The organism is Burkholderia arboris (assembly GCF_038723655.1).
GTDB lineage: Bacteria > Pseudomonadota > Gammaproteobacteria > Burkholderiales > Burkholderiaceae > Burkholderia > Burkholderia arboris.
Genome location: NZ_CP109822.1, coordinates 1,563,041 through 1,584,774, shown reverse-complemented (window position 1 = coordinate 1,584,774; position 21,734 = coordinate 1,563,041). Strand labels below are relative to the sequence as shown.

Sequence of the window (21,734 nt, the reverse complement as noted above, 5' to 3'; positions counted from 1 at the left end):
GCATCCGATCGATTTCAGTTCAGCCTGCTGCCCGCCGTGCGTGACTGCGCGGCGCAAGCAGACGCCCTTTTTCATCGCCACACCGTTTTCCGGAGAGTTCCATGAACGCCGCAGTTCCCCAGACCACCCTCGCCCTGCCCACCGCCAAGCTGCTGATCGACGGCGCGTTCGTCGAATCGCAAAGCGCCGAATGGGGCGACATCGTCAATCCCGCGACGCAGGAAGTGATCGGCCGCGTGCCGTATGCGACGCTCGACGAGGTCGACGCCGCGATCGCGTCCGCGCAGCGCGCGTTCCAGACGTGGAAGACGACGCCGATCGGTGCGCGGCTGCGCATCATGCTGAAGTTCCAGGATCTCGTGCGCCGCAATCTCGAGCGGATCGCGCACACGCTGACGGCCGAGCAAGGCAAGACGCTGCCCGATGCACAGGGCGACATCTTCCGCGGCCTCGAAGTGGTCGAGCACGCATGCTCGATCGGCACGCTGCAGCAAGGCGAATTCGCGGAGAACGTCGCGGGCGGCGTCGATACCTACACGCTGCGCCAGCCGATCGGCGTGTGTGCGGGCATCACGCCGTTCAACTTCCCCGGGATGATTCCGCTGTGGATGTTCCCGATGGCGATCGTCTGCGGCAACACGTTCGTGCTGAAGCCGTCGGAGCAGGACCCGCTGTCGACGATGCAGCTCGTCGAGCTCGCGATCGAGGCCGGCGTGCCGCAAGGCGTACTGAACGTCGTGCATGGCGGCAAGACGGTGGTCGACCGCCTGTGCACGCACCCGGACATCAAGGCGATCTCGTTCGTCGGCTCGACGCGCGTCGGCACGCACGTGTACAACCTCGGCAGCCAGCACGGCAAGCGCGTGCAGTCGATGATGGGCGCGAAGAACCATGCGGTGGTGCTGCCCGATGCGCACCGCGAGCAGTCGATCAACGCGCTCGTTGGCGCGGGCTTCGGCGCGGCCGGCCAGCGCTGCATGGCGACGTCGGTCGTCGTGCTGGTCGGCAAGGCGCGCGACTGGTTGCCCGAGCTGGTCGAAAAGGCGAAGGCGCTGAAGATCAATGCGGGCCATGAGCCCGGCACCGATGTCGGCCCGGTCGTGTCGAAGGCCGCGCACGCGCGCATCACCGCGCTGATCGACGAAGGCGTGAAGGCCGGCGCGAAACTCGAACTCGACGGCCGCAACGTGAAGGTGCCCGGCTACGAGCAGGGCAACTTCGTCGGCCCGACGATCTTCTCGGGCGTGACGACCGACATGTCGATCTATACGGAAGAAATCTTCGGGCCGGTGGTGGTCGTGCTCGAAGCCGACACGCTCGACGAAGCGATCGCGCTCGTCAACCGCAACCCGATGGGCAACGGCGTGGGCCTGTTCACGCAGAGCGGCGCGGCCGCACGCAAGTTCCAGAGCGAGATCGACATCGGCCAGGTCGGCATCAACATCCCGATTCCGGTGCCGGTGCCCTACTTCAGCTTCACCGGTTCGCGCGGCTCGAAGCTCGGCGATCTCGGCCCGTACGGCAAGCAGGTCGTGCAGTTCTACACGCAGACCAAGACGGTCACCGCCCGCTGGTTCGACGACGACGCGACGGCCGGCGGCGTGAACACGACGATCGCGCTGCGCTGACCGGGAGCCCGCACATGGAAATCGCATTCATCGGACTCGGCAACATGGGCGGCCCCATGGCCGCCAACCTGCTCAAGGCCGGCCACGCGCTGACGGTGTTCGACCTCGACGCGCACGCGGTCGACGCCGCGGTGCGCGCGGGCGCGACGGCGGCCGGCTCGCCGCGCGAAGCGGCGGCACGCGGCGCAGTCGTCATCACGATGCTGCCGGCCGCGCAGCATGTGCGCGCGGTCTACCTCGGCGACGACGGCGTGCTGGCCGGCGCGCGCGTCGGCGCCACGCTGATCGACTGCAGCACGATCGATCCCGGCACCGTGCGCGCGGTGGCCGAAGCCGCGGCACAACGCGGCTTCCCGCTCGCCGATGCGCCCGTGTCGGGCGGCACCGGCGGCGCGCAGGCCGGCACGCTGACCTTCATGGTCGGCGCGGACGCCGCGCTGTTCGAGCGCATCCGCCCCGTGCTGCTCGACATGGGCAAAAACGTCGTGCATTGCGGCGGCACCGGCACCGGGCAAATCGCGAAGATCTGCAACAACCTGCTGCTCGGGATCTCGATGATGGGCGTGTCTGAATCGATGGCGCTCGGCGCGGCGCTCGGCATCGATCCGGCCGTGCTGGCCGGCATCATCAACACGTCGACCGGCCGCTGCTGGAGCTCGGACACGTACAACCCGTATCCGGGCGTCAGCGACACGGCGCCGGCCGCGCGCGGCTATGCGGGCGGCTTCGCGGCGAACCTGATGCTGAAGGATCTCGGGCTCGCGACCGAAGCCGCACGAAGCGCGCATCAGCCGGTGTGGATGGGCGCGCTCGCGCAGCAGCTCTATCAGTCGATGAGCCAGCAGGGGCTCGGCACGCTCGACTTCTCCGCGTGCGTGAAGCTGTACGAGGCGCAGCCGGCCTGATCCGAACGGCCGACGCCGGACGTACGCCGGCCCGCGATGTGCGTCAACGCCATCGCGGGCCGGTTTGCATGCGGGGGAAGGAAAACGCGGGGGCCGAATCGGGCACGGGCGGCACCGTCACGCCGCCGGTCGTTCAACCGCGCGGGTTCGATGCCGTCTCGAAGGTCGGATGGCACTCGAACGCGAGTTCGGAGCGCGCGTCGACGCTGGCGCGGCCGGACAGCGACTCCTGCTTCATGCTCGCGCGCATCCCGCGCTGCGTGCAGTAGTTGGCGGCTTCGCTGAGGGCCTTTTCATGGGCGTCGGCCCACGACGTCGACATGCCGACCGTGCGGGTCTTCACGGTGAAAACGTTCGGGTTCGACGTCGCGGCCACGTCGGAAGCGGTCGAACACGCGGCGAGCAAGCATGCAGCAGCCGCAATGGTCAACCATCGCAGGGTTCGAAAAGAGACTGGAATGGACATGGTGGGGGCAGGCGCACGCCGTTGGACGTGCATTGAGCAACATAGGCGTCAGTATGCCTGCTCGATCGCCGGAGATCATGCCCCTTTCAGTGAACACATTGTTTCGAATGGTTAAACGATGGCCGGCTCAGGCAAGATTTACAGCCCTCGTCGGCCGCCGTTCTCGTCCTGCAGGTCATTTCGCCCTGCCCGCACGCCGCGCCGGGCGTTCAGGCCGGCGCGACGCTCAATGCGCGCCCGCCTGCCGGATCCGCGCCGATGCTTCCGCCAGGTTCCGCCACGCCGGCTGCCCTGGCGCGTAGCGCGCCCGGATGTACGCGGCAAGCTCGGCCATCTGGCGGTCGTCGAACGCGTCGCCGAAGCCCGGCATGTAGCCGAGCCCGTCGGTGGCCGGCTGGTCGATCCCGTGGTGCAGCACGCGCAGCAGGTTGTCCGGCGTCGCCTGGCTGACGCTCGTGTTGAGCCCCATCAGCGGGCGCACGCCGAAATGCCCGACACCGCCCGATTCCGCATGACAGACCGCGCACGCCGCGTCGAACGCGCGGCGGCCGTTCTCGAGGCCGAGCGTCGCGACGGATTCCGCGCCGCGCGCCTGGCGGGTTGCCGCGTCCGCAGCGACGGCCGCATCGACCGGCGGCGACAGCGACGCCAGATAGTGCGCAATCGCCTGGACATCGGACTCGGGCAGCGCCGCGAGCCCCGCGACGACGGGCGCCATCGGCCCGGCCGCGACGCCGTGCTGCGCCGAGAAGCCCGTGCGCAGATAGTCGAACAGCGCGCCTTCGGTCCACGGCACGGGCGAGGCCGGCGACGCGACGAGCGGCGGCGCGGCCCATCCTTCCGCTTCGCCGCCCGACAGGTAGGCCAGGCCGCCCTTCTCCGCGCCCAGCGCGTTGCGCGGCGTGTGGCATGCGCCGCAGTGCCCGGCGCCGTCGACCAGGTACTTGCCGCGATTCCACATCGCGGAGCGCGCCGGATCCGGCGCGAACGGCCGCGTGTCGTGATACAGCCAGTTCCAGCCGGCGACGAGACGCCGCTGGTCGAGCGGGAACGGCAGTTTCGTCTTCGGCGGCACGTGCTTCACCGCCGGCTGCGACATCAGGTACGCATAGAGCGCGAGCAGGTCGGGCTCGCTCAGCTTCGCGAATGCCGTGTACGGAAATGCCGGGTACAGGTGCGTGCCGTCGCGCGAGATGCCTTCGCGCATCGCGCGTGCGAACGCCGGATACGACCAGGCGCCGATGCCGGTTTCCGGATCGGGCGTGAGGTTCGTCGTGTAGATCGTGCCGAACGGCGTATCGAGCGCGAGCCCGCCCGCGTTGGTCGCGCCGCCAGGCGCCGTGTGGCACACCGCGCAATCGCCGGCGAGGGCGACCTGGCGGCCGCGTTCGAGCATCGCCGCGCTCCACATCGCGCCGTCCGCGCCGCCGGACGCAACGGGCGCGATCGGCGCGGGGCCCGGCAGGATCGCGCACGCCAGCCCGATCAGCCCGCCGACCACGCCGCCCGCGCCGCCGCCTGCCAGCCAGCGGCGCCAGCGCGACGCGCGGCGCGGGGCCACGTGCAGCCCGTCGCCGGCATCAACCGGCACCGGTTGCGCAAGCGCCGCGCGAATGTGCGCGGCATCGAACGGCGGCGCACGAAAACGCACGCCCGTCGCGTCGTACAGCGCATTGGCAATCGCCGCGGCGGCCGGCGCCGCCGCCTGTTCGATCCGGCGCGCATCGTTCACGGACAATTCGCCGTGCGCACGATGCGCCGCCGCGTCGAACGCCACCAGCTCGTGTGCGATCGCGTCCGGCCGCGCGCCGGCCCCGGTCTCGTCGTGCGCGGGCCGCGCGGACAACCGGGCGCCCAGCACCCGCGAAACCGCCGCCTCGATCTGCCACGCGGGCAAGCCGGCCATCGACGCGCCGCCCGGCTCGCCGGCGCCCTGCCCGGCCACGACGCGTCGCACCGCGACGTCGCCCGTCGCGCGATCGACGTCGAGATCGACGACCCAGGCGGTCCAGTGCGGGTCGCCGTCATCGCGGATATCGCCGGATCGGGCAGCGGGCTCGCCCGCGGGCTCGCCATCGAACGCAAAGCCGCGGCCGCTGACCCGCGACGGCGCATTCGCGCGGGTCGCGACCGGTGCGCCCCATGCGGCGCGTTCGCTGACCATCCGGATCGTCTCGCGCGGCCCCGCATCCCGCGCGGCATCGAGGTGCTGCAGCCGCATCGCGACCGGGTCGCGTCGCAACGCGCCCGCGAGTTCGTCGACGAACGATTCGCGGGCAAACACGTGCGCGTGACCGGGAATCGCGCCGTCGGCATCGGCCAGTTCGACCGACGTCTGCGCATGCCGGTAGACGAACGGCGACGCAGAGCCGGCATCCGCCGGTGCCGCCGCCTCGCGAGACTCGTGCGTACCCGCGCCGGCCGCCTGCGCGCGATAGCGCCAGGTCGTCATCCGTCCGTCGGGCGCGGTCCGCGTTTCGATCTCGAACGATGCGTGCGCGGGCGCATCGCCGATCGGCCATTCGTAGCGTGCGCGGTGCGCGCGCAATGCGTCGGCGGCAGCGTCATCGCGCGTATCGAGCGCCGCAGCGTGCGCCGGCAGGCCCGCGTCATGCTTCATCGCCGTCTCGCAAATAGCGTGCGGCGCGATGCACCGCGCGGATGATCTCCAGATGCGTGCCGCAGCGGCACAGGTTGAAACGCAATGCATCGCGGATCGTCGCATCGTCCGGCGCGGGATTGCGGTCGAGCAGCGCCTTCGTGCTCATGATCATCCCGTTCAGGCAGTAACCGCATTGCGCGGCCTGCTCGTCGATGAACGCGCGCTGGATCGGATGCGGCGCGTCGCGCGATCCGAGCCCTTCGAGCGTCGTGACGTCGCGCCCGTTCGCGGCGGCGGCCGGCACGACGCACGAACGCGTGGCCTGCCCGTCGACCAGCACCGTGCACGCACCGCACTGCCCGAGCCCGCAACCGTATTTCGGGCCGTTGAGCGCGCAGTCGTTGCGCAGGACCAGCAGCAGCGGCGCGTCGGGCGCGGCCTCGTCGAAGCGGCGCGGCGTGCCGTTCACGCGAAACGCCAGCGGCCGCGACGGAGAAGCGGGATGGGACATGAATGGGATCCGGAATGCGGCGTGCGGGCCGGGGGGCGGCCGGCGGCGGGCACTGCCGCCGGCTGGCACCTGCCGGCGCACGCCCGACATTAACACGCCGAAATGCGCGCGTACCCGCGCGCCTCGATCCCCGCGCCGGCACAACGCCTGCCCGGCGCGGGCGCCGCGGGTACGTCAGGCCGCGGCCGCCACGTTGCTGCGCGACGGCGCCACGAGCGGCACATCGAACACGTCGTAACCGAACACCCACGACGGATCCTCGTTCGTGCGCAGCCACGTGTTGTTGTGCGACACGAGCTGCACCTTCGACGCGCGTGCCGCGCGGTTCGCCTCGTACAGCGCAAACGCGCCCGCGTAGTCGCCGATGCCGACTTCGTCGAGGCAGCGCGCGAGCATCGCGGCATCCTCGATCGCCATCGCCGCGCCCTGCGCCATGTGCGGCTTCATCGGATGACATGCGTCACCGAGCAGCACGAGACGGCCGCGGCTCCACAACGGCAGCGGATCGCGCTCGAGCAGCGGCCACTTGGTGATCGACGGCGAAACGTCGATCAGGTGCTGGATGTCGGCATGGAAACCCGCGAACGCCTCGCGCATCTCGTCGCGGCTGCTGTCGACCATCGACACGCCCTCGGGCCACTCGGCCTGCGGCACGCCCGTCACGTAGTAGTACTCGTCGCGCTTCTCGGTCACGTAGTAGACCATCATGTGACGATCCTCCGACCACCACTTCACGCACATGTCGTACGGCTTGTTGCCGAGCAGCGACGCCGGGAACACCGCGCGGTGCGCGACATAACCCGTGTAGCGCGGCGGTTCCGCACCGAGCAGGTGCTCGCGGATCCGCGAGTTCACGCCGTCCGCGCCGATCGCGATGTCGGCCGTCTCGACGCTGCCGTCGGTGAACGTCAGGCGCACCGCGCCGCCGGTGTCCTCCACTGCCGCGAGCCGCTTGCCGAAGCGGATCGTGCCGGGCGTGACCGCCTGCGTCATCAACGCATGGAAATCGCCGCGATGCACGGTCAGGTAGCTCGCGCCGTAGGCGTTGCGCGCGTAATCGCCAAGCGGAATCTGCGACAGCACGTCGGCCGTCTGCCAGTCGCGGCTGTACCAGAAATCCGGATGCGAACCCATCGTCTCCAGCGCGTCCTCGCAGCCGATGCGCCGCATGATCTTCATCACGTTCGGGCCGAGATGGATGCCCGCGCCGAGGCGCGAGAACGCGGGCGCCTGCTCGTACAGCGCGACGTCGTAACCGCCGCGCTGCAACAGTGCAGCCGCGGCCGTGCCGCCGAGACCGGCGCCGATGATTGCGATACGGGGTTTGCTCATGCGGATCTCCTGATCGTGGGCCCGCTGCCGAACGCGGCACGGATACGGGCGGATTGAATGGCATTGACATAGCGTACACACTCAATTTATTCAGGACAAGCGGATTGTTTGTCGCCGTCCCGGCATTCGGGAAAACACCAATAAATCCTCAATTCACCCCGTAAACAAACAGCCAATCCCTGTTTAACCTCATTTTGATCCATTGCCATTTTCAAATGTACACACTAGACTTTGCTCGACATCCGGCGGTCCCGCACCCGCGTGCCGCCCCACCCTTACCGACACGGAGCCTCCCGTCATGAGCAAGACCTACCGCATCGGCCAGATCGTGCCGAGTTCCAACACGACGATGGAAACCGAGATCCCGGCGATGCTGCGGCTGCGCGAAACGATCCGCCCCGAGCGCTTCACGTTTCATTCGAGCCGGATGCGGATGAAGAAGGTCGTCAAGGAAGAGCTCGCGGCGATGGATGCCGAATCCGACCGCTGCGCGATGGAGCTGAGCGATGCGCGCGTCGACGTGCTCGGCTACGCGTGCCTCGTCGCGATCATGGCGATGGGCCACGGCTACCACCGCGTGTCGCAGGCGCGCCTGACGAAGCACACGGCCGACAACGGCGCGCAGGCGCCCGTGCTGACGAGCGCGGGCGCGCTCGTCGACGCACTGAAGGTGATCGGCGCGAAGCGCATCGTCGTCGTCGCGCCGTACATGCTGCCGCTCACCGAACTCGTGGTCGACTACATCCGCAACGAAGGCTTCGACGTGCTCGCCTATCGCGCGCTGGAGATTCCCGACAACCTCGACGTCGGCCGCCACGATCCGGCGCGCCTGCCCGGCATCGTGAAGACGCTGCCGTACCAGGATGCCGATGCGATCGTGCTGTCCGCGTGCGTGCAGATGCCGTCGCTGCCGGCCGTCGCGCAGGTCGAGGCGATGACGGGCAAGCCGGTCATCACGGCCGCGATCGCGACCACCTACGCGATGCTGCGCGAGCTCGATCTCGAGCCCGTCGTGCCGGGCGCCGGCGCACTGTTGTCCGGCGCGTACTGAGCGCGGCCCTACCGACGGAGTCCATTCATGTCCTCGACATTCCTGTACGGCGCGAACATCCGCGCGAACGGCATCCGCCAGCATTACCTGCGCTACGGCGGCGCTTCAGGCGCACGCGCGTCGCGCCCGGCGATCGTGCTGATTCCCGGCATCACGAGCCCCGCGATCACGTGGGGCTTCGTCGGCGAAACGTTCGGCGCGGCATTCGACACCTACGTGCTCGACGTGCGCGGCCGCGGGCTGTCGGACGCGTCGCCAGCGCTCGACTACGGCCTCGATGCGCAGGCGGACGACATCGCGGCGCTCGTCGCGGCGCTCGGCCTGCCGCGCACGAGCCTCGTCGGCCACTCGATGGGCGCGCGGATCGCCGCGCGCGCGGCCCGGCGCGACATCCGCGGGCTCGCATCGGTCGTGCTCGTCGATCCGCCCGTATCGGGCCCGAACCGCCGCGACTATCCGGGCAAGCTGCCGTGGTACATCGACTCGATGGCGCTCGCACGCGCCGGCACGGACGCCGAAGGGATGCGCGCGTTCTGCCCGACCTGGACCGACGCCGAACTGCAGTTGCGCGCCGAATGGCTGCACACGTGCGACGAGCGCGCGGTGCGCGCAACCTATGAAGGGTTCCATGCCGACGATTTCCATGCGGACGCCGCGCAACTGGCCGTGCCGTCGCTGCTGATCACGGCCGAACGCGGCGACGTGGTGCGCGACGACGACGTCGCCGAACTGCAGCGCGCGACGCCGTCGATGCGGCACGTGCGCGTGCCCGATGCCGGCCACATGATTCCGTGGGACAACGCGGCGGGCTTCTACGCGGCGTTCGGCGACTTCCTCGGCGCGCCGCTCGCGGCCTGACCGCGCGGCACCCGCCCCTTTTCCTTCACGCCTTTACCGGAGCCGACGATGCCAGTCAGCGATACCCAACTGATCGACGCGTGGAAGCAGGTCCTCACGCTGTCGCGCCTCGAACCGGGCCAGACCGTCACGATCCTGACGAGCGCGGCCACCCACCCGCAGACGCTGTCGTGCGCGCTGATCGCGACGCAATCGATGGGCGCGATCGTCAACCGGCTCGACCTGCCGCCGGTGAACGGCGACAAGGCGTTCAGCCGCGACCCGCTCGCGTATCTCGGCACGACGCCGCTGACCGGCAACAAGGCCGCGATCGCCGCGCTGCGCGAAAGCGATCTCGTGCTCGACCTGATGACGCTGCTGTTCTCGCCCGAACAGCACGAGATCCTGAAATCGGGCACGAAGATCCTGCTCGCGGTCGAGCCGCCCGAAGTGCTGGTCCGGATGGTGCCGACGCTGGCCGATCGCACGCGCGTGCTCGCCGCCGCAAAGCACATCGCCGCCGCCCGCGAGATGCGCGTGACCTCGGCGGCCGGCACCGCGCTCGTGTGCCCGCTCGGCGAATTCCCGCCGACCGCCGAATACGGTTTCGTCGACGCGCCGGGCCGCTGGGACCACTGGCCGAGCGGCTTCGCACTGACCTACCCGAACGACCGCACCGCGCGCGGCACGATCGTGATCGATCGCGGCGACATCCTGCTGCCGCAGAAACACTACGTGAGCGAACCGATCGCGCTGACCGTCGAAGGCGGGTATGCGACGCGCATCGAAGGCGGCGTCGACGCCGACCTGCTGCGCGACTACATGGAAACCTTCGCCGACCCCGAGGGCTATGCGATCTCGCATATCGGCTGGGGGCTGCAGCCGCGCGCGCGCTGGTCGACACTCGGGCTGTACGACCGCGAGGCGACGATCGGGATGGATGCGCGTGCGTTCGAAGGCAACTTCCTGTTCTCGCTCGGACCGAACAACGAAGGCGGCGGCAACCGCACGACCACCTGCCACATCGACATCCCGCTGCGCCGCTGCACGGTCGAACTCGACGGCGCAACCGTCGTGCGCGACGGCCGCGTGACCGACCAACCCGCCTGACCGACGAGCCCCCGACACCATGAACGATCTTTCCCGTCACGCCGAAGCGAACGTGTACCGCCAGCAGGGTTTCGGCACGCCGCTGCCGCCACACGGCAACATCGGCCTGCTGATCGTCGATTTCGTGGTCGGCTTCGCCGATCCGGCGACGTTCGGCGGCGGCAACATCGCGCCGGCGATCGCGCGCACGACGCATGCGCTCGCACTGGCCCGCGAACGCGGCTGGCCCGTCGCGCACAGCCGCATCGTGTATGCGGACGACGGCAGCGACGACAACGTGTTCTCGCTGAAGGTGCCCGGCATGGCGACGCTGACCGAGCACCATCCGAACAGCGCGATCGTGCCCGAGCTCACGCCCGCGCAAGGCGAACTCGTCGTGCGCAAGACCGTGCCGTCGGCGTTCTTCGGCACGCAGCTGGCGCCGTGGCTCGCGCAGCGCGCGGTGCAGACGCTGCTCGTCGCGGGCGCCGTGACGAGCGGCTGCGTGCGCGCGAGCGTCGTCGACGCGATGTCCCACGGGTTCCGCCCGCTCGTGCTCGCCGATTGCGTCGGCGATCGGGCGATCGCGCCGCACGACGCGAACCTGTTCGACATGCAGCAGAAATACGCGGCCGTGATGCCGCTCGACGACGCGATCGCGGCGATCGACGCGGTACAGGCCCGCGCGCGCTGAGTCGCGACGGATCGCGGGCGGCGCATGTGTCGTGCCGTCCGCGATTGACGCTGCGCTTTTGGCGGCCTAGATTGGCTTCACGCGCGCCGCCGCCCGAACGCTCCCCGACGCCGCCGCCCGCCGGCCGCGCCGCCCCCGACAGGACATCTCCCCGTGAACCGCTCCGAACTGCTCGCGCGCGACGGCTGCCTGACCGTGATCCGGCCGCCCGCGCCGCCCGTCAAACCGGCCCCCGGCCAGCCGGGCAGCCTGTCGTCCTACATACCGGCCCTGCCGGAAGTCTTCGTCGCGATTCTCGACGACGGCCGCATCCTCGCATTCAACGGCCACGTCGATCTCGGCACCGGCATCCGCACGTCGCTCGCGCAGATCGTCGCCGAGGAACTCGACGTGCCTGCCGCGCGCGTGACGATGGTGCTCGGCGACACGGCCACGACACCGAACCAGGGTCCGACCATCGCGAGCGCGACGATCCAGATTTCCGCGACGCCGCTGCGCTGCGCGGCCGCGCAGGCGCGTCACGCGCTGCTGGCGCTCGCCGCCGAACGGTTCGGCGTCGATGCGGCGCGGCTGGCCATCGACGATGGCGCGATTTCGGCCGATGGGCAGGCGATCACGTTCGCCGCACTCGTCGCCGCGCAGCGGATCGCGCTGACGCTCGACCTGGACACCCGCACGAAGGCCCCCGCGCACTACCGGATCGTCGGCCGCTCGTCGCCGCGCGTCGATTTGCCCGCGAAGGCGACCGGCCAGCTCACGTTCGTGCACGACATGCGCGTGCCGGGGATGCTGCACGGCCGCGTCGTGCGGCCGCCGTATGCGGGCCACGACAGCGGCGCATTCGTCGGCACCTCGCTCGTCGACGTCGATCGCGCGTCGGTGGCCGACGTGCCGGGGCTCGTGGCCGTCGTCGTGCTCGGCGATTTCGTCGGCGTCGTGGCCGAACGCGAGGAGCACGCGATCCGCGCGGCGCGCCAGTTGCGCGTGACGTGGCGGCCGCTTCCCGCGCTGCCGCCGCTCGACGAGCCGGCTGCCGCCATCGCCGCCGCGCCGGCCAGGCGCCGCGTGCTGCTCGACGAAGGCGACGTCGAAGCCGCGCGAACCCGGCCCGATACGATCACGCTGTCGCGCACCTATGCGTGGCCGTTCCAGATGCACGGCTCGATCGGCCCGTCCTGCGCGCTCGCCGACTATCGCGAAGCGGGCGACGGACGGATCACCGTGTGGTCCGGCACGCAGAACCCCGTGTCGTTGCGCTGCGACCTCGCAACGCTCGTCGCGCGCGACGAAGCCGACCTCGACGTCGTACGAATGGAGGCGGCCGGCTGCTACGGCCGCAACGGTGCCGACGACGTATGCGGCGACGCGCTGCTGCTGTCGCGCGCAGTCGGCCGCCCGGTGCGCGTGCAGTTGTCACGCGCGGACGAGCATCTGTGGGAACCGAAAGGCGCGGGCCAGTCGATGCAGGTAACGGGCACCGTCACGCGCGACGGCCACCTGCTCGGCTATGACTTCACGACACGCTATCCGTCGAACGACGCGCCGCTGCTCGCGGCGCTGCTGACCGGCGCGATCGCGCCCGAGCCGCGCGTGTTCGAGATGGGCGACCGCACGGCCGTGTCGCCGTATGCGAGCCCGCATCGCCGCTTCGTCTGCGAGGATCTCGCGCCGCTCGTGCGCGCGTCGTGGCTGCGCGGCGTGTCGGCGTTGCCGAACTCGTTCGCGCACGACGCATTCGCCGACGAATGTGCGGCATTGACCGGCATCGATCCGCTCGCGTTCCGGCTACGCCACCTGCAGGACCCGCGCGCGATCGAGCTGCTGCAGGCCGTGGCCGAGCGCGCGGGCTGGACGCCGCGTGCGTCGCGCCCGCCGCGCGAACGCGACGGGCCGCGGCTCGCACGCGGCCGCGGGATCGCCTATGCCCGCTACGTGCACAGCCGCTTCCCCGGGTTCGGCGCGGCGTGGTCGGCGTGGATCGTCGACCTGAGCGTCGACCGCGTATCGGGCGAAATACGCATCGAACGCGTGACGGTCGGCCAGGACACGGGCACGATGATCAACCCGGATGGCGTGCGTCACCAGATTCACGGCAACGTGATCCAGGTATTGAGCCGCACGCTGAAGGAGCGCGTGCGGTTCGCGGACGGCAAGGTCGCGTCGCGCGAATGGGCAAGCTACCCGATCCTGACGTTCGCGGAAGTACCGGATGTCGATGTCGTGCTGATGCCGAGGCAAGGCGAACCGCCGCTCGGCGCGGGCGAATCGGCGTCGGTGCCGGGCCCGGCCGCGGTCGCGAACGCACTGTTCGATGCCACCGGCGTACGGTTCTACGCGCCGCCTTTTACACCCGAAACGGTGCGTGCCGCATTGCGCGAGGCCGGCCGGTTGATGCGCGCCGACGAGGCCGGCGCATCCGTCGCGGCGGGCGCGGCGTAGGCCGCGCCTGCGCCGCTCGCGCGTCACGCGTCGCCGTCGTCTTCCATCATCTTGCGCAGCAGGAACTGCAGCGCGACCCGTTCGCCCGGATTGAGTGCGCCATACGTGCGCTCCGTGACCTGCCGCGCAAACGGCACCGTGCGATCGATCAGCGCGAGGCCGGTCGCGGTCGCGCGCACGATCAGCTTGCGGCCGTCGTTCGGGTCGGGCAGCACCTCGATCAGTGCGCGCGTCTTCAGGCGCTCGACGACGCCGCGAATTGTCGCCTGGTCGATCGCGGTCGCCTTGACGATGTCGTTCAGCGAGCACGCCTGCTGCTCCTTGACCGCGCAGAGCGTGACGAACTGCGCAGCCGTGAGGTCCGAATCGGGGATCGCTTCCTGGAAGATCGATACGTGCCGCTGATACGCGCGGCGCAGCAGGTGCCCGACCTGGTCGTGAAAGTCGTAGGAATCCTTGGAAGACGCCATGAAAGTGCAGGCCCGCGCCGCAGGTAGGTGAAAGACAAGCAGTGTACACCCTCAAATCGGCGCGGCCGGCGGCCGGGCGGCCGCGTCACTGCGGTGCATCGGGTTTCGCTGCGCCGTGCACGCAACGCACCCGACGATCGCCTGACAGACGGGGATCTTTCGATCGCGACGCCGACGTGACGGCCTGCCGCGCACGTTCGCGGCGGCTGTCGCACACGCATTCGAGCGCCGCCGGATGCTTTCGCGCACACACTTCATTTTTGAGCGCATACGCACGACTTTCGTGCATGCGCCGATGCCAGTTCCGATCTTTTCAGCGTGCACTCCATATCGACAAAATCCCCTTCATAAACGCGGTTTTTATCGCGCAAACGCTTTCCTCAAGCTGACCGGATTCATGCCTGTGCGATTCGGTATTTTCTAGTGTGTACGCTATTTAATTGCCGTGATATACAGACTCCGGTGCGCAGCGGAACCTCCGCACGCGTCGATCGAGCCACCCATTCATCCGTCACACTCGAACAGGGGCAGTCCCATGTCTACCGCACACCCGAGCGCCGCCGTTTCCCCCGACGACGCGCTGCACGGCACTCTCTATCGCAAGGTCACGCTACGCCTCATCACCCTCTTCTGCCTGTGCTACTTCGCGGCCTATCTCGACCGCATCAACATCGGCCTCGCGAAGCTCCAGATGCTCGACGCACTGAAGTTCAGCGATACCGTGTACGGCCTCGGCGCCGGCCTGTTCTTCGGCGGTTACATCCTGTTCGAAGTCCCGAGCAATCTGGTGCTGCAACGCGTGGGCGCGAAGCTGTGGATCGCGCGGATCATGATCACGTGGGGCCTGCTGTCGGGTGCGACGATGTTCGTGCACACGCCGATGCAGTTCTACATCGTGCGCTTCCTGCTCGGCGCCGCCGAAGCCGGCTTCCTGCCGGGCGTGCTGCTGTACCTGACGCAGTGGTATCCCGATGCGCGCCGCGCGCGGATCGTCGCGCTGTTCATGGTCGGCCTGCCGCTGTCGAGCATGATCGGCAGCCCGATCTCCGGCTGGATCATGCGTGCGTTCGACGGCGCGCACGGGCTCGGCGGCTGGCAGTGGCTGTTCCTGCTCGAAGCGCTGCCGTCGGTGCTGCTCGGCTTCGCGGTGCTGCGCTGGCTGCCCAACGGCATCGAATCCGCGCAATGGCTGAACGCCGACGAGAAGCGCACGCTGCGCGCGAACCTCGACGCCGATCCGTCCGGCAACAAGAGCCACGCGCTCGGCAAGGCATTCTCCGATCCGAAGGTGTGGGCGCTCGGCCTGATCGACCTGTGCGTGCTGCTCGGCCTGTACGCGGTGAGTTTCTGGCTGCCGACGATCCTGCGCGACACCGGCGTGAAGGACGCGTATCACATCGGCTGGCTGATGGTGATCCCGAATGCCGCCGCCGTGCTCGCCACGCTGTACTGCGGCGCCAGCTCCGATCGCGCGCGCGAACGCCGCTGGCATATCGTCGTACCGTTCACGGTGTCGGCCGTCGCGCTGGCGGTCGCGGCTTCGTCGTCGCACGGCACGCTCGGCACGATTCTGCTGTTCTCGCTGATCAACGCAGGTGCGGCCGCCGCGATGCCGGTCGTCTGGGCATTGCCTTCGACGTTCCTGAAGGGCTCGGCTGCCGCCGGCGGGATCGCGTTCGCATGCTCGATCGCGAACCTCGGCGGGTTCGGCAGCACCTATTTCATCGGCTGGCTGCGCGACACGTTCCACTCGCAAAGCGCGGGGCTGTATGGGTTCGCTGCGTGCATGCTGGTCGGCTGCGCACTCGCGCTCGCGTATCCGGCCCGGCTCGTGAACCGCTGAGGCCGCGCGGCGCTGTCGTTTTTACAACCGCGCCGCGCGCGCGGTCCGCCCCGCCGCTCGTCCTCTCGCGCACGCCGCCGCACCGGCGCGTGCGCGCGTCCCGCCACCGCCCCGCCGTCGTTCATCGTCTCCCGCTGCGCAGGCACATCGCTTGCGTCATCCACGCGCCCGCCGCCCCGGCGGTCGACAGCCTTCCCCCAACCGGCGCTGCACACTGCGCGAACGCTCGCGCGGCGGTCCTGCATCGCCAGCAGGTTCCCTGAACGAGAGGACGACATGAAATCAATACGAACGATGGTGGCCTTGTGCTCGGTTATTGCCGTGCTCGCGGCATGCGGCGGCGACGGCAACGACGTCGGTACCGAACTCGGCATCTCGAAGCCGCAGGCACGCTTCATCAACGCGGTGCCGGCCGGCCCGAACCTCGACTACTACCTGAACGCGAAGATCGACCAGTCGGGCGTCGCCTACAAGGGCGTGACGCGCTATCACGACGTCGATTCGGGCACGCAGACCGCGAGCTACGACGTCTCGGGCACGACCACGACCATTGCATCCCAATCGTTCGGCGCAGCGAACGGCCACCACTACACGACGATCGCGCTGCCGAGCACGACGTCGCCGATCTCCATCGTCGACGATCCGTACGACAAGGGCCTGCTGTCCGACAAGGCGCGCGTGCGCAGCTTCAACGCGTCGCCGAATGCGCAGAACGTCGACGTGTACGTCGTCCCGCCGGGCACCGACATCACGACGCAAAGCCCGACGATGGCGGGCGCGGCGTACCAGAACGCGGTGCCGGCCACGACGCAGGATTCGATCTACCTGAACGGCGGCAGCTACCAGGTGATCGTCACGACGGCCGGCAGCAAGTCGCCGATCCTCAAGACCGCGCCGGTCACCATCAACAACAACGCCGACTGGCTGCTCCTGACGATTCCGTCGGGCGGCGTCGGCGACGTGACGCCGAACGACATTCACGTGCTCGTCGCGCAGGGCAACGACGCCGATTCGTCCGCGCAGGAACTCGGCCCGCAGTAAGGATAGCGAACGGTTGCGGTAGCCGGTGCGATCGGGCCGGCCACCGCGACCTCGCACACCGGCATCAGTCGTCCCGCTCGAAGCGGATCACATGCTCGGCGCGCGTGCCGTCGCCGCGTTCGATATCGACCTCGCCGACATGGCGCACGCGCCAGCCCGGCCGCGTCGCGATCTGCGGCAGGTTGCCGGACGGCCGGCTCTCGATCCCGCCGAGGCCTTCGTCCGGCGTCTCGACCGCTTCGTCGAGCGACGCGTTCGAGTAGATCACGTTGTCGTGCCACTTCGACGCGCCCGCAGCCGCTTCCATGCCCTTGCCGTCGACGTCGACGGTGCTGTCGGTCATCGCCATGTTCGCGTTGTCGAGCGTCGGGATCCGGGCAGCCGCGCGCCGCACCGGGTCGCCGCTGCCGACCGCCGGCGTGCCGCGCTCGATCGGCGGCAGGCCGGTCGGCGTCTTCGCGGCGATGGCCTCCGGCGTCAACGGGCGCCGGGCCGTCGCGAGAGGCCCGGAATCGGCTGGCGGTTGTTTCGGGTCAGGGTTCGATTGATCGCTCTGCATCGCACCTCCTTGTCCGGCCGGCATGCGCCGGGCCGTGAATCGCTACATCGCTCCTTGCAAATCTTTCACGCGCCCGGCCGCGCGCACGCACGCCGCCCGGCGCCAGTGCCCGGCCGGCACGGTACTCGAAAAAGCGGGCAGACCGCCGGTACGCAACCGGCGCGCCGCCCACCCGGCCAACCGCGCATCAGCCGCCGCTTGCACCGCCCGGCGCGGAGGCCGCACCCGGCATGCTCGCGCCGCTGTCGGCGCTGCTGCCGGCCGCGCCGCTGCCCGGCGTGCCCGGTGCTGCGGTGGACGGCGCGGCCGACATGCCGCCCGTCGCGCTCGAATCGGAACTCGCGCCGCCCGCGCTGTCGCTGTCGCTCTTCTTCTGGCAGCCCGCACCTGCCGCCAGCCCTGCAATCAGGATGCCGGCGAAGACGGCTCGCGATACATGACGAAAGGAATATCGCTGCATGACACCTCCGCTGATGTCGATGTGGATGGAGCCCGCTTGCGAGCAATTTGCGTGCCGCGCCCTGCCGCTGCTGGCCGACGCCTTCCATTCATTTTTCAAATGACGCCCAGCCGAATATTTAATTTCCCATGGCCGTGGCCGCCGCCCATACTCGCGAACAAATCCGAGACATAACGTCCACGGCGGCCGGGCCGGCGCTGCGTACACACGCTGCCGGTTTCGCGCCCCGCACATGGAAGGAGACAACGGCGTGCAACTGGAAGCCACCCACCGCCCGGGCATCGTGCTCGGCGCGGACGACGCATCGTATCGAACCGATTCGGCCACGCGCGACCCTGCGCTGAGCCCGCGGCTGCACAATCCCGACCTCGCGCCGACCAAGACCGAGGGCCGGACCTGGGGCCGCTACAGCATCTTTGCGCTGTGGACCAACGACGTACACAACATCGCGAACTACTCGTTTGCGATCGGGCTGTTCGCGCTCGGCCTGTCGGGCTGGCAGATGCTCGCGTCGCTCGCGATCGGCGCGGTGCTCGTGTACTGCTTCATGAACCTCACCGGCTACATGGGCCAGAAGACCGGCGTGCCGTTCCCGGTGATCAGCCGGATGAGCTTCGGCATCTACGGCGCGCTGCTGCCCGCGATGATCCGCGCGGTGATCGCGATCGCCTGGTTCGGGATCCAGACCTATCTCGCGTCCGTCGTGCTGCGCGTGCTGCTCACGGCGATCTGGCCCGGCCTCGCCGCGTTCGACCAGAATGCGATCTTCGGGCTGTCGACGCTCGGCTGGATCACGTTCGTCGCGATCTGGCTCGTGCAGATCGGCATCCTCACGTTCGGGATGGAGATGGTCCGCAAGTACGAGGGGCTCGCCGGCCCGGTGATCCTCGTGACGACGCTGTCGCTCGCCGCATGGATGATCAGCCGCACGGGCGGCCATCTCGCGATGTCGATCGGCAAGCCGATGACCGGCTTCAGGATGTGGACGGAAATCTTCGCGGGCGGCTCGCTGTGGCTCTCGATCTACGGCACGCTGGTGCTCAACTTCTGCGATTTCGCCCGTTCGTCGCCGAGCGCGAAGACGGTGCGCGTCGGCAACTTCTGGGGCCTGCCGGTCAACATCCTCGTGTTCGCGACGATCAGCTTCGTGCTCGCGGGCGCGCAGTTCAAGCTGAACGGCCACATCATCCACAGCCCGACGGAAATCATCGCGACGGTGCCGAACAAGCTGTTCCTCGTGCTCGGCTGTCTCGCATTCCTGATCGTCACCGTCGCCGTGAACATCATGGCGAACTTCGTGGCACCGGCGTTCGTGCTGACGAGCCTCGCGCCGCACCGCCTGTCGTTCCGCCGCGCGGGCCTGATCAGCGCGACGATCGCCGTGCTGATCCTGCCGTGGAACCTGTACAACAGCCCGATCGTGATCGTCTACTTCCTGTCCGGCCTCGGCGCGCTGCTCGGCCCGCTGTACGGGATCATCACGGTCGACTACTGGCTCGTGCGTAAGCAGCGCGTGAACGTGCCCGACCTCTATACCGAAGCGCCGGGCGGCGCCTATTTCTACACCCGCGGCGTGAACCGCAAGGCGCTCGCGGCGCTCGTGCCGTCCGCGCTGATCTCGATCACGCTCGCCGTCGTGCCGGCCTTCAGCGCGATGACGCCGTTCTCCTGGCTGCTCGGCGCGGCCATCGCGGGCAGCGTGTACTGGCTGCTGGCCGATCGCAAACGGCAATACGAAGAGCGCTCGGGCGAGCACATCGCGGTCGCCTGCGCGCAACACTGACACACACGCATACGGAGAGCCCCGATGAGGATCCTGGTAGTCAACGTCAACACGACCGAGTCGATCACCGACGCAATCGCCGCGCAGGCGCAGGCCGCCGCCTCGCCCGGCACGGAGATCGTCGGGCTGACGCCGCGCTTCGGCGCGGAATCGGTCGAAGGCAACTTCGAGAGCTACCTCGCGGCGATCGCCGTGATGGATCGCGTGTTGAGCTACGACGAGCCGTACGACGCGGTGATCCAGGCCGGCTACGGCGAACACGGCCGCGAAGGCCTGCAGGAACTGCTGACGGTACCCGTCGTCGACATCACCGAAGCCGCCGCGAGTGTCGCGATGCTGCTCGGCCATCGCTACTCGGTCGTCACGACGCTCGATCGCACGGTGCCGCTGATCGAGGATCGCCTGAAACTCGCCGGGCTCGACGCACGCTGCGCATCGGTGCGCGCGAGCGGCCTCGCGGTGCTCGAACTGGAAGAAAATCCGGCCCGCGCGATCGAGTCGATCGTCGGCCAGGCGCAGCGCGCGGTGAAGGACGATCACGCGGAAGTGATCTGCCTCGGCTGCGGCGGGATGGCCGGCCTCGACCGGCAGATCGAGGAATGCACGGGCGTGCCGGTCGTCGACGGTGTGTCGGCCGCGGTCGCACTCGCCGAGTCGCTGGTGCGCCTGAAGCTGAAGACGTCGAAGGTCCGCACGTACGCGCCGCCGCGCCCGAAGCGGATCGTCGGCTGGCCGGGAACCTTCGCAAAATGACGCGCCGCCGGCCGGCAGTCGCGTCGCGCGCGGTCACGGGGGCGCCGGGAGGCGTATCGGCATGCGGGACCCGCTAGACCCGGCCGCCCTGCCCCGCGGCGCGGCCGACGCCACGGGCGCGCTCGACGTGCTCGACGCACGGCTGATGCGCATCCTGCTCGTGCTGCTGACCGAGCGCACCGTATCGCGTGCGGCCGTGCGCCTGAACATGTCGCAACCGGCGACGAGCGCGGCGCTCAAGCGGCTGCGTACGCTGCTCGGCGATCCGCTGCTGGTGCGCAGCCGTTACGGGATGGTGCCGACCGAGTTCGGCGCGCGGCTGATCGAGCCGCTGCGTAACGCGCTGCGCGTGATCGACTTCATCCGCATCCAGCAGCCGACGTTCGACGCGCGCACGTCGGTGCGCACCTACCGGATCGGCTGCCCCGACTACCTGAACGTGCTGTTCGTGCCGAAGCTCGTCGCGCTGTTCCGCGAGCGCGCGCCGGACGCGCAGCTCGTGTTCCATCCGCTCGGCGACGGTTTCGACGACGAGCGCGCGCTGGCCGACGGCGAACTCGACGTCGTGATCGACAACCGCCCCGCACGCCAGTCGCGCTTCCGGCAGGACGACCTGTTCGACGACCGCGTCGTGTGCCTGATGCGCGCGACGCATCCGCTCGCCAGGCGCGGCGCGATGACGGCCGCCGATTTCGCAGCCGCGCCGCAGCTGTGCCCGACGCCGTCGTGGCTCGAAGCATCCGGCGCGATCGACCGGCAGCTCGAACGCGTCGGCCTGCAGCGGCGCATCGTCGTCACGCTGCCGCACTTCGAACTTGCCGCGCATGCGCTCGTGCGCACCGACATGATCCTCACCACCACGTACCGGCTCGCGCGGCACTATGCGAAGCTGCTGCCGCTCGCTGCGGTCACGCTGCCGGCCGAACCGCCTGACATCGTGTACCGGATGACGTGGAACGAATCGGGATCGTGTGCCGAGGGCGTGTGCTGGCTGCGCGGGCTGATCGCGGAAGCGACGCACGCATGGCTCGACGCCGAGGCCAGGTTGCCGGCCGTTACCGCAGTAGCCGCTGCCGGTTCCGACGCGGATGCACGGATGTCCACGCCGCCCGTCGCCGACACGCCGGAGCCCGCACGGCGCACTCGCCGCCGACAGGCGACGCATTGCCGCGCATCGCACCCGGCGCACGTCGCGCACGCGGCACGCATCCATCGCATCGCGACGAAGCCGCACTGACCGGCGAGCCGGCTGACGGCGATGCGCTGACAGG

Annotated in this window: 19 protein-coding genes; 12 read left to right on the top strand and 7 right to left on the bottom strand. The window is 69.3% G+C overall.

Annotated elements, in window-relative coordinates; genetic code table 11:
* The first annotated feature begins 101 nt into the window (after positions 1 to 101).
* Together OHZ10_RS24475 and mmsB are read left to right on the top strand one after the other, a co-directional pair.
* Positions 102 to 1,628, top strand: coding sequence for a CoA-acylating methylmalonate-semialdehyde dehydrogenase (locus OHZ10_RS24475; protein ID WP_059237147.1), 1,527 nt, complete (start codon positions 102 to 104; stop codon positions 1,626 to 1,628).
* A 14-nt stretch (positions 1,629 to 1,642) separates the two neighbouring features.
* A complete protein-coding gene (gene mmsB / locus OHZ10_RS24470) occupies positions 1,643 to 2,533 on the top strand; it encodes a 3-hydroxyisobutyrate dehydrogenase (protein WP_342705939.1) in 891 nt (296 codons plus the stop codon).
* A 133-nt stretch (positions 2,534 to 2,666) separates the two neighbouring features.
* Here the strand turns inward: mmsB and OHZ10_RS24465 are convergent, their stop codons facing one another.
* From OHZ10_RS24465 to OHZ10_RS24450, 4 genes are all read right to left on the bottom strand, one after another.
* Positions 2,667 to 2,999, bottom strand: coding sequence for a hypothetical protein (locus OHZ10_RS24465; RefSeq protein WP_059237149.1), 333 nt, complete (start codon positions 2,997 to 2,999; stop codon positions 2,667 to 2,669).
* A 226-nt stretch (positions 3,000 to 3,225) separates the two neighbouring features.
* The gene (locus tag OHZ10_RS24460; RefSeq protein ID WP_342705938.1) at positions 3,226 to 5,619 is read right to left on the bottom strand and encodes a c-type cytochrome; all 2,394 of its coding nucleotides are present in this window, start codon (positions 5,617 to 5,619) and stop codon (positions 3,226 to 3,228) included.
* Complete coding sequence (locus OHZ10_RS24455) at positions 5,609 to 6,112, bottom strand: (2Fe-2S)-binding protein (protein ID WP_174991934.1); 504 nt, start codon at positions 6,110 to 6,112, stop codon at positions 5,609 to 5,611. Before OHZ10_RS24455 ends, OHZ10_RS24460 begins: the two co-directional genes overlap by 11 nt.
* A 174-nt stretch (positions 6,113 to 6,286) precedes the next feature.
* Positions 6,287 to 7,444 (bottom strand): FAD-dependent monooxygenase, encoded by a 1,158-nt coding sequence (locus OHZ10_RS24450; protein WP_340625118.1) that lies wholly within the window; start codon positions 7,442 to 7,444, stop codon positions 6,287 to 6,289.
* 298 nt (positions 7,445 to 7,742) lie between these two features.
* Here OHZ10_RS24450 and OHZ10_RS24445 point away from each other — a divergent pair, with 298 nt between their 5' ends.
* The 5 genes from OHZ10_RS24445 to OHZ10_RS24425 all read left to right on the top strand — a co-directional run bounded on the left by OHZ10_RS24445 (position 7,743) and on the right by OHZ10_RS24425 (position 13,554).
* Complete coding sequence (locus OHZ10_RS24445; protein WP_059237153.1) at positions 7,743 to 8,495, top strand: maleate cis-trans isomerase family protein; 753 nt, start codon at positions 7,743 to 7,745, stop codon at positions 8,493 to 8,495.
* Between the two features lie 27 nt (positions 8,496 to 8,522).
* The gene (locus OHZ10_RS24440; protein WP_059237154.1) at positions 8,523 to 9,353 is read left to right on the top strand and encodes an alpha/beta fold hydrolase; all 831 of its coding nucleotides are present in this window, start codon (positions 8,523 to 8,525) and stop codon (positions 9,351 to 9,353) included.
* Positions 9,354 to 9,401: 48 nt separating this feature from the next.
* A complete protein-coding gene (locus OHZ10_RS24435) occupies positions 9,402 to 10,442 on the top strand; it encodes a hypothetical protein (protein WP_059237155.1) in 1,041 nt (346 codons plus the stop codon).
* Positions 10,443 to 10,461: 19 nt separating this feature from the next.
* A complete protein-coding gene (locus OHZ10_RS24430; RefSeq protein WP_059237156.1) occupies positions 10,462 to 11,115 on the top strand; it encodes an isochorismatase family protein in 654 nt (217 codons plus the stop codon).
* A gap of 153 nt (positions 11,116 to 11,268) precedes the next feature.
* Complete coding sequence (locus OHZ10_RS24425) at positions 11,269 to 13,554, top strand: xanthine dehydrogenase family protein molybdopterin-binding subunit (RefSeq protein WP_342705937.1); 2,286 nt, start codon at positions 11,269 to 11,271, stop codon at positions 13,552 to 13,554.
* Between the two features lie 23 nt (positions 13,555 to 13,577).
* Here OHZ10_RS24425 and OHZ10_RS24420 read toward each other — a convergent pair whose 3' ends face one another.
* Positions 13,578 to 14,024 carry a MarR family winged helix-turn-helix transcriptional regulator gene (locus OHZ10_RS24420; RefSeq protein ID WP_174991938.1) on the bottom strand — a complete coding sequence of 149 codons (447 nt, stop codon included), beginning with the start codon at positions 14,022 to 14,024 and terminating at the stop codon, positions 13,578 to 13,580.
* Positions 14,025 to 14,559: 535 nt separating this feature from the next.
* Between OHZ10_RS24420 and OHZ10_RS24415 the strand changes: the two genes are divergently transcribed.
* Positions 14,560 to 15,867: an MFS transporter gene (locus OHZ10_RS24415; protein WP_059237159.1), complete on the top strand. Its 1,308-nt coding sequence runs from the start codon at positions 14,560 to 14,562 to the stop codon at positions 15,865 to 15,867.
* A 276-nt stretch (positions 15,868 to 16,143) separates the two neighbouring features.
* The gene (locus tag OHZ10_RS24410) at positions 16,144 to 16,908 is read left to right on the top strand and encodes a DUF4397 domain-containing protein (protein ID WP_342705936.1); all 765 of its coding nucleotides are present in this window, start codon (positions 16,144 to 16,146) and stop codon (positions 16,906 to 16,908) included.
* A 64-nt stretch (positions 16,909 to 16,972) separates the two neighbouring features.
* On the opposite strand, the gene OHZ10_RS24405 is transcribed toward OHZ10_RS24410, so the two are convergent.
* Both OHZ10_RS24405 and OHZ10_RS24400 read right to left on the bottom strand, forming a co-directional pair.
* Positions 16,973 to 17,467: a DUF3005 domain-containing protein gene (locus OHZ10_RS24405; RefSeq protein ID WP_342705935.1), complete on the bottom strand. Its 495-nt coding sequence runs from the start codon at positions 17,465 to 17,467 to the stop codon at positions 16,973 to 16,975.
* A gap of 187 nt (positions 17,468 to 17,654) precedes the next feature.
* Complete coding sequence (locus OHZ10_RS24400; RefSeq protein WP_155627205.1) at positions 17,655 to 17,927, bottom strand: hypothetical protein; 273 nt, start codon at positions 17,925 to 17,927, stop codon at positions 17,655 to 17,657.
* Positions 17,928 to 18,159: 232 nt separating this feature from the next.
* On the opposite strand from OHZ10_RS24400, the gene OHZ10_RS24395 reads away from it, so the two are divergent.
* From OHZ10_RS24395 to OHZ10_RS24385, 3 genes are all read left to right on the top strand, one after another.
* Positions 18,160 to 19,710: an NCS1 family nucleobase:cation symporter-1 gene (locus OHZ10_RS24395; RefSeq protein WP_342705934.1), complete on the top strand. Its 1,551-nt coding sequence runs from the start codon at positions 18,160 to 18,162 to the stop codon at positions 19,708 to 19,710.
* Between the two features lie 24 nt (positions 19,711 to 19,734).
* Complete coding sequence (locus tag OHZ10_RS24390; RefSeq protein WP_048025762.1) at positions 19,735 to 20,463, top strand: aspartate/glutamate racemase family protein; 729 nt, start codon at positions 19,735 to 19,737, stop codon at positions 20,461 to 20,463.
* Positions 20,464 to 20,524: 61 nt separating this feature from the next.
* Complete coding sequence (locus OHZ10_RS24385; protein ID WP_342705933.1) at positions 20,525 to 21,700, top strand: LysR family transcriptional regulator; 1,176 nt, start codon at positions 20,525 to 20,527, stop codon at positions 21,698 to 21,700.
* Positions 21,701 to 21,734: the final 34 nt, after the last annotated feature.

Bases quoted from the DNA above. Each gene is read 5' to 3' on its own strand.
- OHZ10_RS24410 (WP_342705936.1), top strand. From the start codon at position 16,144: ATGAAATCAATACGAACGATGGTGGCCTTGTGCTCGGTTATTGCCGTG.
- OHZ10_RS24420 (WP_174991938.1), bottom strand. From the start codon at position 14,024: ATGGCGTCTTCCAAGGATTCCTACGACTTTCACGACCAGGTCGGGCAC.
- OHZ10_RS24430 (WP_059237156.1), top strand. From the start codon at position 10,462: ATGAACGATCTTTCCCGTCACGCCGAAGCGAACGTGTACCGCCAGCAG.
- OHZ10_RS24400 (WP_155627205.1), bottom strand. From the start codon at position 17,927: ATGCAGCGATATTCCTTTCGTCATGTATCGCGAGCCGTCTTCGCCGGC.
- OHZ10_RS24440 (WP_059237154.1), top strand. From the start codon at position 8,523: ATGTCCTCGACATTCCTGTACGGCGCGAACATCCGCGCGAACGGCATC.
- OHZ10_RS24390 (WP_048025762.1), top strand. From the start codon at position 19,735: ATGAGGATCCTGGTAGTCAACGTCAACACGACCGAGTCGATCACCGAC.
- OHZ10_RS24475 (WP_059237147.1), top strand. From the start codon at position 102: ATGAACGCCGCAGTTCCCCAGACCACCCTCGCCCTGCCCACCGCCAAG.
- OHZ10_RS24450 (WP_340625118.1), bottom strand. From the start codon at position 7,444: ATGAGCAAACCCCGTATCGCAATCATCGGCGCCGGTCTCGGCGGCACG.
- OHZ10_RS24460 (WP_342705938.1), bottom strand. From the start codon at position 5,619: ATGAAGCATGACGCGGGCCTGCCGGCGCACGCTGCGGCGCTCGATACG.
- OHZ10_RS24385 (WP_342705933.1), top strand. From the start codon at position 20,525: ATGCGGGACCCGCTAGACCCGGCCGCCCTGCCCCGCGGCGCGGCCGAC.
- OHZ10_RS24405 (WP_342705935.1), bottom strand. From the start codon at position 17,467: ATGCAGAGCGATCAATCGAACCCTGACCCGAAACAACCGCCAGCCGAT.
- OHZ10_RS24445 (WP_059237153.1), top strand. From the start codon at position 7,743: ATGAGCAAGACCTACCGCATCGGCCAGATCGTGCCGAGTTCCAACACG.
- OHZ10_RS24465 (WP_059237149.1), bottom strand. From the start codon at position 2,999: ATGTCCATTCCAGTCTCTTTTCGAACCCTGCGATGGTTGACCATTGCG.
- mmsB (WP_342705939.1), top strand. From the start codon at position 1,643: ATGGAAATCGCATTCATCGGACTCGGCAACATGGGCGGCCCCATGGCC.
- OHZ10_RS24415 (WP_059237159.1), top strand. From the start codon at position 14,560: ATGTCTACCGCACACCCGAGCGCCGCCGTTTCCCCCGACGACGCGCTG.
- OHZ10_RS24435 (WP_059237155.1), top strand. From the start codon at position 9,402: ATGCCAGTCAGCGATACCCAACTGATCGACGCGTGGAAGCAGGTCCTC.
- OHZ10_RS24395 (WP_342705934.1), top strand. From the start codon at position 18,160: ATGGAAGGAGACAACGGCGTGCAACTGGAAGCCACCCACCGCCCGGGC.
- OHZ10_RS24455 (WP_174991934.1), bottom strand. From the start codon at position 6,112: ATGTCCCATCCCGCTTCTCCGTCGCGGCCGCTGGCGTTTCGCGTGAAC.